Below are 16,313 nucleotides of genomic sequence, written 5' to 3'. Positions count from 1 at the left end.
TATATCCTGCATTCGTTTTAATTAAGGATACTATTAGTGCTTTTTTCATATCCTACAATTAAAAAAGAGATACACTATGCCAAATAGATTAGCACAAGAAGATTCCCCTTACCTCAGACAGCACAAAGACAACCCTGTCGATTGGTGGCCTTGGTGTGATGAAGCTTTTATAAAAGCAAAAAAAGAGAATAAAGCCATTTTTATCAGTATCGGTTACTCCTCGTGCCACTGGTGTCATGTTATGGAAGAGACGGTCTTTGAAAACCAAGAGTGTGCCGAGATACTCAATGAAAGTTTTATCTCCATCAAAGTTGATCGTGAAGAACGTCCGGATATTGACAAATATTATCAGGAAGTCTATATGCTTTTAAACCAGCGTCCCGGAGGATGGCCGACAAGTATCTTTTGTACACCGGAGAACAAACCCTTTTATGCAGGAACGTACATTCCGCCTGAATCACAACAGGGAAGCATAGAAGGAATGGGCTTTAAAGAGCTCACGCAGCTCATTGCAAAAAAAGTGGCCCAGCGCGATTCGAAACTCTTAGAAAATGCCGATGAGATCGAGAACTTCATAAAAAAACCCGAACACCCAAAAGAAGCGACGGTACTCAAAGAGGAGTTTTATAAACCTTTTCTCACGCAGGCAAAAAATAACTACGACACGCGTAACGGCGGCTTCTCGCAAAAACCGAAATTCCCTCACGCAAGTACACTGCAGGCTCTCATGACCATTGACAGGATCTACAAAGACAAAGCTGCTGAAGTAATGGTTACACATACACTTGATGAGATGAAAAAAGGCGGCATGTACGATCTCGTCGACGGCGGATTTTGCCGATACAGTGTCGATGAACGCTGGCTTATTCCACACTTTGAAAAGATGCTCTATGACAATGGGCTGCTATGCGGCATCTATACAGACGCTTATCTGAGTTATGGCAATGAGAGTTATCTGCAGACTGCACGTGAGATAGCAGACTTTTGGTATAACTATATGAGTAAAGATGACCTCTTCTACTCTGCGAGTGATGCAGACAGCGAAGGTGCTGAGGGGACATACTTTGTCTACAGCTACGATGAAGTCTATACAGCATTAGAAGAAGCAGGATATAATGATGCACAGAAAATGTGTCTTGCGATGGATATAACACCGCATGGAAACTTTGAACATGGAAAGAGTGTCGTTCGTTTTGAAAAAGAAGTTCCGGAGTGGTTCGCGGATGTCAAAATCATCTTACAAAAACTTCGTTCACAGAGAGAATACCCTTTTATAGACAAAAAAGTGCAGACATCATGGTCGGCAATGCTGATAAATGCACTCTTTAAACTCGGTGCCGTCGATAACAAATACCACGATATGGCAAAAAGATCACTCGATGCCTTACTCCGTACTATGTTCAAAGAGGATATACTTTACCATACGACACTGATACATAAAGAGCCAAAGATAGAAGCCTTCTTAGAAGATTATGCTTTCTTATCACAGGCTCTGCTGAGCGCTTACAAATACACACAAGATGAACTTTATCTCATACAAGCGCATAAACTTGTAAACAAAGCACTAGAGAGATTTTACGACAAGGGACTTTGGAACTTTAGTGACGGAGAGTTCAGTGTTAAAGCCGAAACAACAGACAACACCTATACATCTTCGGTCTCTATAATGGTCGATACTTTGTTAACACTTGCAACACTGCTCGAAGATGACAAATATGCCCATTTCGCTTTTAAAACGATGGAGTACAACTCATACGATCTAGGCCGTCGTCCTATCTACTACCCATATATGCTCACTCAGTCTATTCGTTATCTTAAAGGAGACAGAGTCATTAAGAGTTCACGGGAGAATCTACAGCAAAATCTTTATGAACTCGCTCAGATACGCTATCCGTTCACACTTTACAAAGCTGACGGCAGCGAAGAGTTCATGGTCTGTGGAAAAACAAGCTGTTTTGCCAACACAGATGATGTAAAAAAGCTCAATGAACTCATTACAAACTCTTTTTAATCTTTCAAGGTTTATAATGGTTATAGAAGGAAATAATCAATGAGCACAACAAAAAAAGAAAAAAATATAAAACATGTAAAAGGTGACAGAATCGCTGTCTGGAAAAAGAAAGAGACGATAGCCTATGAAAATGAGTTGAAGCGTCTGCAGATAGAACTACTGAAGATGCAAAACTATATCAAAGAGACAGGTAAAAAAGTGCTTATGATCTTTGAAGGACGTGATGCTGCCGGAAAAGGCGGTACTATCAAACGTATCACAGAACATCTCAATCCTCGTGGTGCCCGTGTCGTTGCGCTTGACAAGCCGAGTGAAGTCGAAAAGACACAGTGGTACTTTCAACGTTATGTACAGCATCTTCCTGCAGCAGGAGAGATAGTGCTCTTTGACAGAAGCTGGTATAACCGTGCAGGTGTTGAGCCGGTCATGGGTTTTTGTACGCAAGAAGAGCATAAAGAGTTCTTACATGAAGTTCCTGAATTTGAAAAGATGCTGATCAATTCTGACATACAAATTTTTAAATTTTATTTTTCTGTATCAAAAGATGAACAAAAAAGACGTTTTGAGAAAAGGCGAACCGATCCGCTCAAACAGTATAAGCTCTCTCCTGTCGATGAAAAATCACAAGGTCTTTGGGATAAGTACACCATAGCAAAATACTCAATGCTGCTCGCTTCCAATACAGAGTATTCGCCATGGACAATCATTCGTTCAGATGATAAGAAAAAAGCGCGTATAAATACCATCAAACATATTCTTAACCATTTTGATTATCCCGATAAGATAGAGAAGAAAAAACTCAAAGCCGATGACAATATCCGTATTCATGCAGATGATGAGATTCGCATCATGGAGACGGAGATGACGCTTAAAAAGACTAAAAGTTAAATATTACATTTCTTTGGATATAATTTTCTCTTTAAAATAGAGAGGTTTTTATGTTCAAAGACTTAGGCAAATATATATTTATGATAGAGCTTGGTGCCAAGTACATCAAAGTCTTCAAAAAGATCTACTTCCACCCTTTTATTACTCTAAAATACGGCTATAAAGAACTTTCACGCGCAAGAGGCGAATACTCCAATAAAGTACTTGAATTTCTCAACATCAAAGTCAAACTCATCGGAGAGATTCCAAAAAAAGACAAAGTGCTCTATGCCATCAATCACCGTTCTCTTCTTGATATCATCGTTATGGAAAACATCTTTTATGCCCATGATAAAAACGGTACATGGATAGCTAAACAGGAACTTTTTGATGATCCCATCTACGGCAGATTTTTTGAGTATAGCGGCTGTATCAGTGTCGATCTTGAAAACAAACGCGGACTTATCAACTTCTTTAAAACCATCAAAAAGGTTTTCTCAAAAGTAGATGATATGAATCTCTATATCTTTCCTGAAGGCGAGCGTTATAAAGGTGAAGGTATTCAGAAATTTCAAAGCGGTGCCGCAAAGATAGCAAAAGCGAACAATCTCGATATCGTTCCCATTTACATCAAAGGTAAAAATGAAGAAGCCTTTAAAAATGCACCCTATGAAAAACCTTTTACGATAGAGGTTTATGCAGGGGATATCATATCTTATGAAAATCTTGAAGAGAAATATCTAGAGTTTTACAACTCGGTCAAATAATAAAGGGGAAAATTGATGAATAAAATGACTCTAGGGATAAATATCGACCATGTCGCTGTTCTGCGTGAGGCTCGACGCGTTAATGATCCGGATATATTGCAGGCACTCTACACAGCCTGTGAAAACGGAGCGGACCAGATAACCATTCACCTGCGTGAGGACAGACGTCATATTCAAGACAGTGATGTTAAAAATATCTTAATGCACTCAAAAGTGCCGGTCAATCTTGAATGTTCCATAAACAAAGAGATACTTGACATCGTCTCTACAATGAGACCGCATCGTGCAACGCTTGTTCCGGAAAAAAGAGAAGAAGTGACAACAGAAGGCGGTCTCGATGTTGTGCGATTTGAAGATGAGATCAAATATGCCATAGAACAGCTTCATGATTCACTTATTCCCGTCTCTTTATTTGTCGATCCGACCATAGAAGCAATGGATAGGTCAAAAGAGTTAGGAGCTGAGATGGTAGAGCTTCATACCGGACTCTACTCCAATCTCTTTGCGATGCTGCACTCAAACCTTCCCTACTCCAACCACGCTGTAACAGAGCTTGATCTTCCAAGAAATGAGCTTGAAGTACGTCTTGAAAAATCTTTGAACGAGATCAAAACAGCCGCACTCCATGCTAAAAAGATCGGTCTTGAAGTAGCAGCAGGTCATGGACTAAACTACCATAATGTCAGTGAGATTATGAATATCGATGCCATTACAGAGCTCAATATCGGTCAAAGTATCATTGCCCGTTCCGTTTTTACAGGTCTTGGGGATGCCGTTAAAGAGATGAAAAAGCTGACCTCGCGATGAAAAAACCCACTATAGCTGTTTCTGTAGGTGACCTCAATGGTGTCGGCATTGAGATAGCACTCAAAGCACACACAGAGATAAGTAAACTCTGTCATCCGATTTATTGTATCAATAAAGAGATACTCACGCAGGCCTGCAGACTTCTGAAGTGTGAACTGCCAAAAGATTTCCAACTTCACAAAGTTGCAGGAAGCTTGACCATTGAACCGGGAAAAACGACAAAAGAGAGCGGCAGATACTCTTACGACTCTTTTATGGCAGCTGTAAAACTGTGCGAAGAAAAGAGAGCCGACGCTGTCGTCACCCTGCCTATTCATAAAGAAGCATGGATGATGGCAGGGCTTGAGTATAAAGGGCATACCGACCTGCTTCGAAAACATTTCAACAAAGAAGCGATCATGATGCTGGGATGTCCGCAAATGTTCGTAGCGCTTTTTACCGAACATATTCCGCTTAAAGATGTGGCATCTTCCATTCAATACGATAAGTTAAAAGAGTTCTTTATGGATCTGCATAACTCCATACAAAAACCGCAGATAGCAGTCCTCGGACTCAATCCTCACGCAGGAGACAACGGTGTACTTGGCAATGAAGAGCTCATCATTAAAGAAGCTATCAAAAACGCAAATGAAGAGATAGGATTCAAGCAGTTTGTCGGTCCGGTCGTTCCGGATGTCGCTTTTGCTCCTTACTTTAAAGACAACTACAACTATTTTGTTGCTATGTATCACGACCAGGGTCTTGCACCGCTCAAAGCACTCTACTTTGATGAGAGTGTCAATATCTCCCTCAATCTTCCAATCATCCGCACTTCCGTCGATCACGGAACTGCTTTTGACATTGCATATAAGAACAAAGCAAACATACTCAGTTATATCAATGCAGTCTCAAGTGCTATAAAATTAATGCAAGAGTAAAAGATAATTATTTTCCTTTAAGATTATTTCTGCTATACTTCTTTTCATAAAAGATATTTATTATCTATAAAGAAGGAATATAAAATGAAAAAAATGATAGCACTCACACTGACAGCTGCTTCACTTATGGCAGGCTCACTTATAGATGATGCAAAGAATGCAGGACTAAAACCGATTCCAGCATCACAAACAGAACTTTTGAAGTTGATAGACAATCCTAAGAACCCTATCACAAAAGAAAAAGTGAAACTTGGAGAAAAACTTTATATGGATCCTCGTCTTTCAAGAAGTGAACTTATCTCTTGTAACTTTTGTCATAATTTAATGGAAGGTGGAGATGACGGTGTTGGTCCATCAACTGGCCATATGTGGAGACATAATCCTCACCACCTAAATGCACCTACTGTTTACAATGCCGTATTTTTCGGTTCTCAGTTTTGGGATGGACGTGCAAAAGACTTAGAAGAACAAGCGCAAGGACCGGCACTGGCTCACCCGGAAATGGCAGCAACGAAAGAGCATATAGAAAAAGTTGTAAAATCTATGCCGGAGTATGTCAAAGAGTTTAAAAAAGCATATGGTGACAATGTAAAGATAACATTTGAAAAGATCACAGATACTATTGCAACTTTTGAGAGAACACTAGTGACTCCTGCTCCTTATGATGCTTTTTTAAATGGCAATAAAGAGGCAATGACCCCAAAACAAAAAGAGGGCTTGAAAACGTTCATACAAGTTGGTTGTGCATCTTGTCACAATGGCGTAGCACTTGGTGGTGAGATGAATGCTTTCAATGTTACAGGTACATACAAATATATGAGCACAGGTGACTTCAAAGGGGATGCAAACGGTATGGTAAAAGTCCCGACACTAAGAAATATCACTGAGACAGCACCATATTTTCATAACGGTATGATTTGGAACTTAAAAGATGCTATAAAAGAGATGGGACGTATTCAGCTCGGTACAAAAATATCTGATAAGCAAGCTGAATCAATCGAAGCGTTCTTGGGTTCATTAACAGGTAAAAAGCCACATATGATGATGCCTATGCTTCCGGCTTCAACGAACGAAACGCCAAAACCGAACTTAAATTAATTTTCAAGAGTGTATAATTTGTTTACCTGCAAATAAAAAAGGTAAACAGATGAAAGCACTTTTTCTCCTTTCTCCTTTTTTACTTTTCTTCAGCCTTTTGGCTGGAGAAACAACTCGTGAGTGTGTCGTATGCGGTAGTTTTTATCCTGCAGACAAAACAGCACTCCGTATAGAACTACAAAACGCTTTCTCCAATGCCCCTGAATTTTCCAAAAAAGATATTAAAGCGCTTATAGTACCTCACGCAGGGTATATTTTTTCTGCCGATGTTGCAGCCACAGCATATAGAACACTCCACAGAAAATATAAAAATATCTTTCTTATCGGTGCATCGCATTATATTAATTTCGATGGAGTATCAATTAATCCAAAGAACTATGAGACACTTTTGGGTATTGTTCAAACCAATCACTCTCTAGTTAAAAAACTGCTTCATAAATATCCGAAGTTGTTTCATTATAAAAAAGAGGCTCATCAACAAGAACATTCTCTTGAAGTACAGCTTCCTTTTTTACAGTTTATCTATAAAAATGACTTCAAGATTATTCCTATCATACTGGCAACTTCGAATATAAAGACCATTCAACAGACAGCAAAAGCTCTTAAGCCTTATTTTAACGATAAAGATAATCTCTTTATCATAAGCTCTGATCTTTCCCATTACCCAAACTATAAAGATGCCCTCGTTGTTGATCAACACACGCTCAAAAGTATCACGAAAAATTCTCCTAAGCTTTTTCTTGATACAATAAAGAACAACGCACACCTAGGTATAAACAATCTGCAGACTTCTGCATGTGGGTGGACAGCCATAACACTGCTGTTAGAACTTTCAAAAAAGAAGCACTGCAGATATGAAATCTTACAATACAAAAACTCTGCACAGACTCGTGGATATGGAGATAAAAACAGAGTTGTTGGATATGGAGCAATAAGAATGTATGAAAATGAAACTACTTTTACACTCAACGATCAAGAAAAAAAAGAACTCAAGGAGTTGGCTAGACTGGCTCTTTATGAAGCCGTACTACATGATAAGCGCATAAGTGTGGATGCGAGCAAGCTCTCACCAAAACTTAGCAAACATCTTGGTACTTTTGTAACGCTCAAAGAGCAGGGGCAGCTTCGCGGATGCATAGGCAGATTTGAGCCGAATGCACCTCTTTATGAGGTCATAATAGATATGGCGATCTCTGCTTCACGCTATGACAACAGATTTTCGCCTGTAACACCGGAGGAGCTGAGTAATATAGAGATAGAGATCTCCGTACTGACACCAAGACACAGAGTAAATTCCGTTGATGATATCGTTGTCGGAAAACATGGTATCTATGTCAGTTACGGTGGAAGAAACGGAACCTATCTACCGCAGGTTGCAACAGATCTCGGATGGAATAAAGAACAGTTCTTTTACAGTTGCTGCGTGGAAAAAGCGGGTATAGCGCCTGAGCACTGTAAAGATGCCGAACTTTATGTTTATGAAGCTATTGTCTTTTAATCTCTGACAGGCAGGTAAGCATAGCCTTCATTTTGTTTATCTATTAAGCCTATTGTGGAGTTTGGAATGATTTTTACAAACTCTACAATATCTTTAGCTTCTAATTTGTTACGCTTCATGGCGGCACCGCACATCAAAAACTCTACATCATATGTTTCTGCCATCGATGCAATACGCTTTTTCAACTCTGCATACACTTTTACAAGTTTCTTGTCATTTTTAAAGATGGTTTCATCTATATCTTTAACGAAAAATCTATACGCACCTCCATGAATGACAACGGTCACATCGAGTTCCTTGAGTGAACTTTCGTAATGAGACTTATTTATTACCACACCTTTTATAATGTTTTTTTCAAATTTTACCAAATTCTTTGTCGTCAGATCAAAGACAACTTTTGCACTCTCTTCATCTGCGTGAGCAAGCCCAAACAGTACAACAAGCATTATTAAAATCTTTTTCATGGATATTCCTTTTTAATATTCCACTAACAATATCAAAAAAGTGTAAAATGTGGATAAAATAAAAAAAGAGGAACAGAGGAACAGAGCAAAAATGCCCTGTTTATTATAAAGAATCTGGAGTAAGTCCTGCTTCTTCTAAAAAGTGACGAAGATCGACAATAGTATCTTTGGACAGAGTATTATCTTTATGTGGTAAAGGCATAGAGAACATTTTGCCGTTTAAGTGAATCTTTGCATGATGTTCTTTAGTTAAATCAACCTCTGCACCAAAATGTTCCAATGCAGTCAGTAGTTTTTTTGAATCAATATTTCCAGACATTGGATGTTCAAATATTTTTTTGATTTTCTCTTTGTGTTTACTCATTTGTATAACTCCTTATTTGTGATGGGCACCTCTAAAACCCCTAAATAGTCTCAGCTTTGCATAGAGAATTGTAATCAAGGCAGATGTTCTTCAGCGTAGCTGCAGCTACGGTGAGGGTTATCTAACGCAGAGTACAGCTCTCTATGTAAAGCCCTACGGGAGGGATAAAAAAAGCGATCTTGCAAAAAACTTTTTATCACCGTAGCTACGGCTACGCTTCAAAAAAGATTTTTTACAATTTCATCTTTTTTTCTTCCCTCTGAGGCTGTTTAGGGGTTTTAGAGATGCCCTTGTTTATTATCGCTTTTTAAAGATTAAAAGTGTCTTATCTTCCGTGTCATAAAGCGAAAAAGTCTGTTTTTCTACAAGTTTCAGACCTTCTAATTTTTGAAAAATATTTATCTTGTGAAAATACTGAACAATCGTATCTTGATACTTTGTGAACGTACCCGCTTCATTCTTTTCAAAGAGTGTGAATTTTGTATGGAGTTCATTGTTTTCAAACACTGCATCAACATTTAAGAACTCCTCTTCACTATCATTGCTCATTGTACCTTCTGCAACATCTTTAAAGCCATACAAGGTATTGATATCGGCGATAAAGAGACCATCGTCATTCAGTTTTTCTGCCATAGATTCAAGAAAATCAACAAGTTCTTCTTTGTTCATAAAATTAAGCACATCGAAAATACTGACAATCGCATCATATTTCCCTGTCACATCTTTTGCATCGATACACTCAGCATCAAGACCTTGACTCTGGCACTCTTGAACCATCAATGCACTCAGGTCTACACCTTTACATTTGACACCGTCACTGATCATACGCTGCATAAATCCGCCACGGCCGCAGCCTACATCAAGCAGTGTCTTGACATCATAATCATCCAGTTCAGAGCGATAAAGGTCATAGAGAGCTTCTGTTGCCTCTTCTATGCCTAAAAGATGCTCTGCCTTTGCATAGAGATCAAGATTTGTCATATTTTATGCATTCTCCGCTTTGATAACATCACGGATCTTTTCGTAAATGTCCAGAACTTCATCTTTTTTGGCTATATAAGAGTTTTTGTTTGCGATAAGATAAGTAGAACTTGTCATAATATCTTCAACAACTTCAAGTCCGTTTTGTTTCATCGTCGTACCGGTCTCTACAATATCAACGATCATATCGGCCAAACCAATGAGCGGTGCAAGTTCAATCGAACCATAGAGTTTGATTATCTCAACACTCACAGCTCTCTCTTCAAAGTAACGCTTTGTAATATTGACCATTTTTGAAGCAACTTTGAGCTCCGGTTTTGTAAGATCGAGCTTTTCGCCTTTTCTCATACCGATAGCCACTTTACAAACACCACGGCGAAGGTCTAAAAGACGGACAACATCAAGGCCCTGCTCTTCTAAAGTATCAAGTCCCACTACACCAATATCTGCTGCCTGATGGTAGACATATGTCGCGACATCCTGATTTCTTACCAATAAAAAACGAAATTGCGGTGTCTCCAATATCAGTTTTCTGTCATCAAATTTAAAATCTTCACCAAAGATGGTTTCAAAAATTTCCAATGTCTCTTTTGCTATACGACCTTTTGGAAGTGCTACTGTTAGCATCTGTCTGCCTTTTGTAAAATCTTTTTCATTCCCTTAAAAACCAGCCTTTCATCGACATCGGCTTCTTTAAATATCTTTGCGAACACTTTAGCATCGCCGCCTGTAAGAATTACAGGCAGGTTATGCAACATCACTTCCGTGTAGAGTGTTTTAAGATAGCCATATGAAATGGCATCTTGGGAATTTTTTGGCATTTTATCTAAATTTAGCTCAAAGTTAAATGAGTAATCGAGTGCCGGAGATATATCTTTATAACTTTTTTGCATAGCTTTCATACCAGGGTAGATAAATCCGCCCATATAAACACCCTCTTTAACGGCATCTACTGTCACTGCACTTCCCGCATCAACAACTATGGCATTCTCTACAGCTTCCACGGCTGCTATCCTGTCTATTCCCATTGTCTCATAATATCTTTCACGATTGATTAAAGAAGATATGTCTATCCAATTTACCAGGTTTGCAATCTCTGCATTAACAGCATGATTGACAGAGATATAATAAACTTTTTCTTGAATATTTTGGGGGTTGAAAGTTCCAACACTCTCTTTAAAACTTCTTTCATCATCTAAAAAGTGGTAAGAAGTGTTGCCGATGTCACAAAGCAGCATTACTGGATTTTCCAGCCTGCTTCTTTAAAGGCTTTGGCCGCTTTCGAGCAGAGCGGCGCGTCTATAAAAAGGATTTTATACTTGAAATTATGCTCGCAAAAGAGAGTGAGTTTTGCATATATCTCTTCAAATTTATGAACATCTTTCATAAGAATTCTGCTTTTTTGACTTACAGCGAAGATAGCCCAAAAATAGCCATTCATATCTGTCGCTTTGTATATTTTTATCTTGTTTCTAATACCAAGATCCTTGGGAGGAATCTCCTGCATTTTCTTGAATATTTTTCCCTTTTGTCGCAGGGAATCAACAACCATTTGCATATCTATTAAAGATCCTTTATCCGTGTTTCTTCATAAACGCTTCACACTCGGTTTTTGTAAGCGCTTTTGAGTAGTAGTAACCTTGAATATTGCGACAGCCTTCTTGAACTAAAAATTCCACCTGTCCTTCAGTCTCAACACCTTCTGCAATGATCTCCAGTTTGAGATTTTTTGCCAGTGATATAATCGTTCTTACAATGGCGACATCATCTTCATCTTCAGGCACATCAATGATGAAACTGCGATCAATTTTCAATTTTGAAACCGGCAGTTTTTTGAGGTATGAGAGTGACGAGTAACCCGTTCCAAAATCATCAATAGAAATCGATATGCCTAAACTTCTTACCGAACGTAAAATATCGATAGAGTGCTCAGGATCTCGCATGATCTGGCTCTCAAGTATCTCTAACTCAAGCAGATCGGTGTTCACTCTGCTTTTTTCGATAAGACGGTACAACTCACTTCTAAAATTGTCACTTTCAAGTTTTTTCGTAGAAACATTAATAGATAACTTACCGGTGTGATACCCTGCTGCTTCCCATTCAACAAGCTGATTCACACAATGCGTGAGCATATATTGATCTATCTCCGTGATAAGGCCTATCTCCTCTGCAAACGGAATAAATTCAACAGGGTACAAAAGTCCTTTTGTCGGATGATTCCATCGAATCAAGGCTTCAAGCCCTGCAACTCTCAAAGTTGTCGCATCTATTTTCGGTTGATAGTATGCTTCAAATTCACCATTCTTAAGTCCGTTTCTTATGTCAGTGTCAAGCTGCAGACGTTTACGCACAAGTTCTGTCATCTGTTGATTATAGAATTGGTACGTATTTTTACCGCTATCTTTTGCTTTATACATTGCAGTATCGGCATTTCTCAGTAAGATATCCGGAGTTTCCCCATCTTGTTTATAGATACTGATCCCGACACTGAACGTTGCATGAATATCAACACCAGAAAGGATAAAAGGTCTTTTCATATCTTCAAAGATTTTCTCGACAACTTTAACAACATTGACCTGGTCCGTATTTGGAAGTATAACGGTAAATTCATCACCACCGATTCTTGCAACCGTATCATCATCTCGGACAATCTCCTGCAGTCTTTGGCTGATGCGTCGCAACAGTTCATCACCGACATCATGACCATAGGTATCATTTATCTCTTTAAATCTATCAAGATCCAAAAAGAGCACACCCAAAGAGTTGTGCTGTCTTTTTGCATGTTTGATAGCCTGCTTGAGCCTGTCTAAAAAAAGATTTTTATTTGGCAGGGCTGTTAGTGAATCGTGGTGTGCAAGATACTGCATCTTTTTACTCTGTTTTTGCAGCTCTTCGGTTTTTTCTTCAACCGTTTCTTCTAAAAGCTCATTTTGCTGCTGAATAAACTTTTTATAATTGACGCTGTAAATAATGTATATCAAAACAAGAAGAAAAATAGAAATAAGCACGAGCGTCTTTATAATATTATCTCTTGTTTCATAGATAGCACTCATATCAATTTCACTCAACGGTTTCGAAATAACAAAATATGCCATTGGCCGATTGTCGATTCCATCGATTTTTAAAACTGTGTAGAGATAACCGTCTTGTTTGTCAATCTGATAAGTATCACTGTTGAGATCAATCAAATGGTTTTGAAATGCCTTTACAAGAGTATCATTGTCTTGAGGATTGGCAATATAATAATCATCCACAAAAACATTACTGATAGATTCTGTTAATTGATCCCTGTAGTGTTTATCTACAATGATTAAAGTTTCATAACCTTTAATTTTTAGTTTTGAAACAAGTGAGTCAAATTTTGCAAGTGTTTCTATGATACCTATGAATCTATCATATTTGTCATATACCGGAACCATCGACTTAAAGGTCATATCAAATTTTCCGACACTGATCGTTGACATTACTTTCGGCAGGCGTATCATTTTTGCGACATCAAGTCGAAAATCAGTGAGATTATCACCATGTTTTGATGTCCAACTACGATAGACACTTGTTCCATGTTTATCTATAATCTGAAACCAGACATTTTTCAATGATGTATATTTTTGCAGTAAACGTGACAGATTATCTAGCTGTAACTTATTGTATTTTTTACTTCTTAAAAGAGTATTAACTGTTTTGTCATGGGAGAGCGTCAGTCCGACAAGTAAAACCGCTTCTGATTTTTCCTGTATGAGCAACTCGAGTTCACTACGCATTTCCTGCGATATATCAAGATACTTTTTAACCGTCATACTATCAACACGCTGCATCGTATAGATATATGAAAAACCAACGATAACAGCTATTAAAGTGATGCCTGTTACAAAGACCTTAAAACCTCTACCCATTACAAACCTGTCTTTTTAGTTATTTGCTTAATCCAAGCTCTGCAAAAAGAGTTTCAAAATATTCACTCACTTCCAACAACTCTTCTTTTAAAAGACCAAAAGCTTTATCTTCGGCAACCCACTCTTCAATTCTTTTCACACTGTCACTTTTTTGACTCTCATCCAACTCTTTTGAATTAACAACAGCATCTTTGATTTTTTGTAAATGTTCTTTATGTTTATGTGCACTCATTGCTTCTTTTCCTTTGTTTTAATAGTTTTCGTATTTACCGGCTTTAACATCGGCACGTAGTTCCTGGATCTTTTTGTCCATGATCTTTAAAATAATATCTGCAGCTTCGCTGTCATCACCTTCTGGAACATCCCAGTCAGTAATTTTCATATTTGCTTTAAAAAGCAGTTCGAGTTCTTTTTCTATTTCGGCTTTTCTGACAGCCAATTCTTTAATAACTGCATCGCTACTCATAGTTTCTCCTTATTTTTTTGCTTCACTCTGACAGCGAAGTGTTTCAATATTTTTGATTTTTTCCAATCTTTCCAATACATGATTGAGTTCACTCATCGCTTCATCATAACGTTTTTGAAGTTTTTCTTTTTCAGCTTCTGCTTTGGCTATTTGAAACTCAATCTCCTGCATAGGAACAGCACAGGATTTTGCCGCTTCTTCTTCTTTTTCAAGCAGCCATTCAGTGATTTTTTGTACTATACCCATAGTTGATTTCCTTTAGTTGTTAAAAGATTTAAATTGTACTCTTTTATTATAAATAATCACTTAAGCAGTAGGAGATTTAAACCAAAAACTCACAAAAAGCACCAAAGCCACAAAGCTGCACCCTGTTATGCTAAAGAGCACTGCATTATGAAAACTGAACTGGTGCCATATCTCCCCTATGCTCAAAGCTCCCAAGGCACTGAAAATAGCAACACCTCCATAGAATATTCCATAGATAAACCCTTGTGAGAGTGCATTCTTTGAAATATAGGCACGCATAGCATTGAGTGAAATGACGGTAAATGCACCCAGAAGAACAAAAGCTGCCCAGACATTACCGTAACCCAGTGATATAATGGATCCAATACCAAAAAGATAGGCGATAAAAAGCATCACTTTTGAGCCGATTCTATCTATCAGTGTACCGCTGTAATAGCTTAAAAGAGCCTGCGTGAGCGTTGAGACAATAACCAGTAACGGAATTTCAAAGAGTGTCATGCCACTCTCTTTTGCCTGCAGTATAAAATACTGATCACTCATCAAAAAAAATACAAAGAGAAAATAACTCCCTAAAATCCACAAAAGTTTATAATCTTCTTTTTGAGCCACTACGACACTTTTTTTTGTTACTTTAGGAGCGTCTTGTACAAAGAACAGTGCAATCAAAACACCTATAAGCCCTGGAATCAGCGTCCAGCCAAAGATATCACGGATAAAAGTCTCATTTCGTGCAGTGAAATAAAAAACAGCCACGACAATCAATGCACCGCTCATCTCACCTGAGACATCCATCATTTTATGAAAGCCGAAACTCTTACCGGCTTTTGATTTTTCGCTGTATGTGCTGATAAGCGAATCTTTGGACGCCGAACGCACGGCCTTTCCCATCCTCTCAACAGAACGTAAAAGTGCTACAGAAGCGTAAGAGTGCGTGAACATCAAAAGCGGCTTCGTTATGGCAGAAATGAGATATCCCCCGACTACAAACGGCTTAACGATTTGATATTTGTCACTCAAATAACCAAAGACAATACGCAGAGAGTAAGATACGAAAGTTGCAATGGCGATAATGACACCCAGTTTGTCAACACCCTCATGTAAAACATAGACAACAAAGATAGGCAGCAGAGTTGTGACCATGGACGATGCCATATCGGTAAAAAAGCTTACCCATCCAAGTGCTATGATATTTGTGTTGATATTTTTCACTCAGATACCTTTACAATATTTTTGTATCCCGCGGTACCTCACTCGATACCACTTTTTTATCTTCTATCTTGAGTATTCTATCACAAAGCGGCAGCATCGCTTCATCATGCGTGACCATGATGACGGCTACATCCTGATCTGTTGCAATCTTTTTGAGCATTTTGACAACATCTACAGAACGTTTTATGTCAAGTGCCGCTGTCGGTTCATCTGCTAAGATTATCTGCGGTTTGTTAGCCAATGCCCGTGCGATCGCTGCACGCTGGTTCTGCCCTCCTGAGAGTTCTGAAGGCATTGCGTGAGCTTTATCGCTAATTTCAAAATACTCCAGCAGCTCCATCGCTGTTTTTTCACTCTCTTCCTTCGAGATGCCATTGGTCTGCGGTACAAGTGTTACATTTTCAATGATATTTAAAAATGGAATGAGATAGTGTGCCTGAAAGATAAAACCTATCTTCTCACGTCGTATCTTTCGCGTCTCTTTTGTCAGCCATCTGTTTTCATAGACTTTCTCATCCCCAAGCCATATTCTCCCACTTGTCGGCTCTTCCACGCAGCCTATCATCATCAGCAGCGTTGTCTTTCCCGCCCCACTTGGTGCGACAAGTGCTACGAGTTCACCTTTATTTACCTCAAAAGAAGCCCCGTTAATTACCTCAACAAGGCTCTCTCCTTTTCCAAAGTTTTTAACAAGGTTCTCTACTTTTATCGCCTGTTTGTTCATA

The 16,313-nt window shown here is 38.6% G+C and carries 19 protein-coding genes; 7 read left to right on the top strand and 12 right to left on the bottom strand.

Annotation, left to right across the window (positions count from 1 at the left end):
- Positions 1 to 76: 76 nt before the first annotated feature.
- The 7 genes from FM071_RS04100 (at position 77) to amrB (ending at position 7,965) form a co-directional block, all read left to right on the top strand.
- Positions 77 to 2,011: a thioredoxin domain-containing protein gene (locus tag FM071_RS04100; RefSeq protein WP_193111744.1), complete on the top strand. Its 1,935-nt coding sequence runs from the start codon at positions 77 to 79 to the stop codon at positions 2,009 to 2,011.
- A gap of 39 nt (positions 2,012 to 2,050) precedes the next feature.
- Positions 2,051 to 2,899: a polyphosphate kinase 2 gene (gene ppk2, locus FM071_RS04095; RefSeq protein ID WP_193111743.1), complete on the top strand. Its 849-nt coding sequence runs from the start codon at positions 2,051 to 2,053 to the stop codon at positions 2,897 to 2,899.
- 50 nt (positions 2,900 to 2,949) lie between these two features.
- Positions 2,950 to 3,645 (top strand): lysophospholipid acyltransferase family protein, encoded by a 696-nt coding sequence (locus FM071_RS04090; RefSeq protein WP_193111742.1) that lies wholly within the window; start codon positions 2,950 to 2,952, stop codon positions 3,643 to 3,645.
- A 24-nt stretch (positions 3,646 to 3,669) separates the two neighbouring features.
- The gene (locus tag FM071_RS04085) at positions 3,670 to 4,452 is read left to right on the top strand and encodes a pyridoxine 5'-phosphate synthase (RefSeq protein WP_193112025.1); all 783 of its coding nucleotides are present in this window, start codon (positions 3,670 to 3,672) and stop codon (positions 4,450 to 4,452) included.
- Positions 4,449 to 5,369: a 4-hydroxythreonine-4-phosphate dehydrogenase gene (pdxA, locus tag FM071_RS04080; RefSeq protein ID WP_193111741.1), complete on the top strand. Its 921-nt coding sequence runs from the start codon at positions 4,449 to 4,451 to the stop codon at positions 5,367 to 5,369. Before FM071_RS04085 ends, pdxA begins: the two co-directional genes overlap by 4 nt.
- An 84-nt stretch (positions 5,370 to 5,453) precedes the next feature.
- Positions 5,454 to 6,467 carry a cytochrome-c peroxidase gene (locus tag FM071_RS04075; protein ID WP_193111740.1) on the top strand — a complete coding sequence of 338 codons (1,014 nt, stop codon included), beginning with the start codon at positions 5,454 to 5,456 and terminating at the stop codon, positions 6,465 to 6,467.
- A 49-nt stretch (positions 6,468 to 6,516) separates the two neighbouring features.
- Complete coding sequence (gene amrB, locus FM071_RS04070; protein ID WP_193111739.1) at positions 6,517 to 7,965, top strand: AmmeMemoRadiSam system protein B; 1,449 nt, start codon at positions 6,517 to 6,519, stop codon at positions 7,963 to 7,965.
- Here the strand turns inward: amrB and FM071_RS04065 are convergent.
- From FM071_RS04065 to FM071_RS04010, 12 genes are all read right to left on the bottom strand, one after another.
- A complete protein-coding gene (locus FM071_RS04065; RefSeq protein ID WP_193111738.1) occupies positions 7,962 to 8,429 on the bottom strand; it encodes a DsrE family protein in 468 nt (155 codons plus the stop codon). The two genes, amrB and FM071_RS04065, sit on opposite strands and share 4 nt — an antisense overlap.
- Positions 8,430 to 8,532: 103 nt before the next feature.
- Entirely contained in the window at positions 8,533 to 8,793 is a 261-nt protein-coding gene (locus FM071_RS04060; protein WP_193111737.1) for a hypothetical protein, read from the bottom strand.
- Between the two features lie 297 nt (positions 8,794 to 9,090).
- Entirely contained in the window at positions 9,091 to 9,774 is a 684-nt protein-coding gene (locus tag FM071_RS04055) for an SAM-dependent methyltransferase (RefSeq protein WP_193111736.1), read from the bottom strand.
- 3 nt (positions 9,775 to 9,777) lie between these two features.
- The gene (gene hisG / locus FM071_RS04050; RefSeq protein ID WP_193111735.1) at positions 9,778 to 10,401 is read right to left on the bottom strand and encodes an ATP phosphoribosyltransferase; all 624 of its coding nucleotides are present in this window, start codon (positions 10,399 to 10,401) and stop codon (positions 9,778 to 9,780) included.
- The gene (locus FM071_RS04045) at positions 10,395 to 11,012 is read right to left on the bottom strand and encodes a type III pantothenate kinase (protein WP_193111734.1); all 618 of its coding nucleotides are present in this window, start codon (positions 11,010 to 11,012) and stop codon (positions 10,395 to 10,397) included. The genes hisG and FM071_RS04045 overlap by 7 nt, the downstream gene beginning before the upstream one ends.
- Complete coding sequence (locus tag FM071_RS04040) at positions 11,012 to 11,332, bottom strand: hypothetical protein (protein WP_193111733.1); 321 nt, start codon at positions 11,330 to 11,332, stop codon at positions 11,012 to 11,014. Before FM071_RS04040 ends, FM071_RS04045 begins: the two co-directional genes overlap by 1 nt.
- Before the next feature lie 16 nt (positions 11,333 to 11,348).
- Positions 11,349 to 13,667 carry a bifunctional diguanylate cyclase/phosphodiesterase gene (locus tag FM071_RS04035; RefSeq protein WP_193111732.1) on the bottom strand — a complete coding sequence of 773 codons (2,319 nt, stop codon included), beginning with the start codon at positions 13,665 to 13,667 and terminating at the stop codon, positions 11,349 to 11,351.
- 19 nt (positions 13,668 to 13,686) lie between these two features.
- Positions 13,687 to 13,899 (bottom strand): hypothetical protein, encoded by a 213-nt coding sequence (locus FM071_RS04030; RefSeq protein ID WP_193111731.1) that lies wholly within the window; start codon positions 13,897 to 13,899, stop codon positions 13,687 to 13,689.
- An 18-nt stretch (positions 13,900 to 13,917) separates the two neighbouring features.
- Positions 13,918 to 14,133: a hypothetical protein gene (locus FM071_RS04025; RefSeq protein ID WP_193111730.1), complete on the bottom strand. Its 216-nt coding sequence runs from the start codon at positions 14,131 to 14,133 to the stop codon at positions 13,918 to 13,920.
- Positions 14,134 to 14,142: 9 nt separating this feature from the next.
- Complete coding sequence (locus tag FM071_RS04020; RefSeq protein ID WP_193111729.1) at positions 14,143 to 14,379, bottom strand: hypothetical protein; 237 nt, start codon at positions 14,377 to 14,379, stop codon at positions 14,143 to 14,145.
- A gap of 60 nt (positions 14,380 to 14,439) precedes the next feature.
- On the bottom strand, positions 14,440 to 15,588 hold the full coding sequence (locus tag FM071_RS04015; protein WP_193111728.1) for an MFS transporter: 1,149 nt from the start codon (positions 15,586 to 15,588) through the stop codon (positions 14,440 to 14,442).
- A 10-nt stretch (positions 15,589 to 15,598) separates the two neighbouring features.
- Positions 15,599 to 16,312 carry an ABC transporter ATP-binding protein gene (locus tag FM071_RS04010; protein WP_193111727.1) on the bottom strand — a complete coding sequence of 238 codons (714 nt, stop codon included), beginning with the start codon at positions 16,310 to 16,312 and terminating at the stop codon, positions 15,599 to 15,601.
- Between the last annotated feature and the right edge of the window lies 1 nt (position 16,313).

The organism is Sulfurimonas paralvinellae, from assembly GCF_014905135.1.
Lineage (GTDB): Bacteria > Campylobacterota > Campylobacteria > Campylobacterales > Sulfurimonadaceae > Sulfurimonas > Sulfurimonas paralvinellae.
The sequence above is the reverse complement of the archived record's forward strand: the minus strand, read 5'-3'. Positions and strand labels throughout refer to the sequence as shown.

Bases quoted from the DNA above. Each gene is read 5' to 3' on its own strand.
- FM071_RS04020 (WP_193111729.1), bottom strand. From the start codon at position 14,379: ATGGGTATAGTACAAAAAATCACTGAATGGCTGCTTGAAAAAGAAGAA.
- FM071_RS04065 (WP_193111738.1), bottom strand. From the start codon at position 8,429: ATGAAAAAGATTTTAATAATGCTTGTTGTACTGTTTGGGCTTGCTCAC.
- FM071_RS04100 (WP_193111744.1), top strand. From the start codon at position 77: ATGCCAAATAGATTAGCACAAGAAGATTCCCCTTACCTCAGACAGCAC.
- ppk2 (WP_193111743.1), top strand. From the start codon at position 2,051: ATGAGCACAACAAAAAAAGAAAAAAATATAAAACATGTAAAAGGTGAC.
- FM071_RS04060 (WP_193111737.1), bottom strand. From the start codon at position 8,793: ATGAGTAAACACAAAGAGAAAATCAAAAAAATATTTGAACATCCAATG.
- pdxA (WP_193111741.1), top strand. From the start codon at position 4,449: ATGAAAAAACCCACTATAGCTGTTTCTGTAGGTGACCTCAATGGTGTC.
- FM071_RS04035 (WP_193111732.1), bottom strand. From the start codon at position 13,667: ATGGGTAGAGGTTTTAAGGTCTTTGTAACAGGCATCACTTTAATAGCT.
- FM071_RS04030 (WP_193111731.1), bottom strand. From the start codon at position 13,899: ATGAGTGCACATAAACATAAAGAACATTTACAAAAAATCAAAGATGCT.
- FM071_RS04055 (WP_193111736.1), bottom strand. From the start codon at position 9,774: ATGACAAATCTTGATCTCTATGCAAAGGCAGAGCATCTTTTAGGCATA.
- amrB (WP_193111739.1), top strand. From the start codon at position 6,517: ATGAAAGCACTTTTTCTCCTTTCTCCTTTTTTACTTTTCTTCAGCCTT.
- FM071_RS04085 (WP_193112025.1), top strand. From the start codon at position 3,670: ATGACTCTAGGGATAAATATCGACCATGTCGCTGTTCTGCGTGAGGCT.
- FM071_RS04090 (WP_193111742.1), top strand. From the start codon at position 2,950: ATGTTCAAAGACTTAGGCAAATATATATTTATGATAGAGCTTGGTGCC.
- FM071_RS04045 (WP_193111734.1), bottom strand. From the start codon at position 11,012: ATGCTGCTTTGTGACATCGGCAACACTTCTTACCACTTTTTAGATGAT.
- FM071_RS04025 (WP_193111730.1), bottom strand. From the start codon at position 14,133: ATGAGTAGCGATGCAGTTATTAAAGAATTGGCTGTCAGAAAAGCCGAA.
- FM071_RS04075 (WP_193111740.1), top strand. From the start codon at position 5,454: ATGAAAAAAATGATAGCACTCACACTGACAGCTGCTTCACTTATGGCA.
- hisG (WP_193111735.1), bottom strand. From the start codon at position 10,401: ATGCTAACAGTAGCACTTCCAAAAGGTCGTATAGCAAAAGAGACATTG.
- FM071_RS04010 (WP_193111727.1), bottom strand. From the start codon at position 16,312: ATGAACAAACAGGCGATAAAAGTAGAGAACCTTGTTAAAAACTTTGGA.
- FM071_RS04040 (WP_193111733.1), bottom strand. From the start codon at position 11,332: ATGCAAATGGTTGTTGATTCCCTGCGACAAAAGGGAAAAATATTCAAG.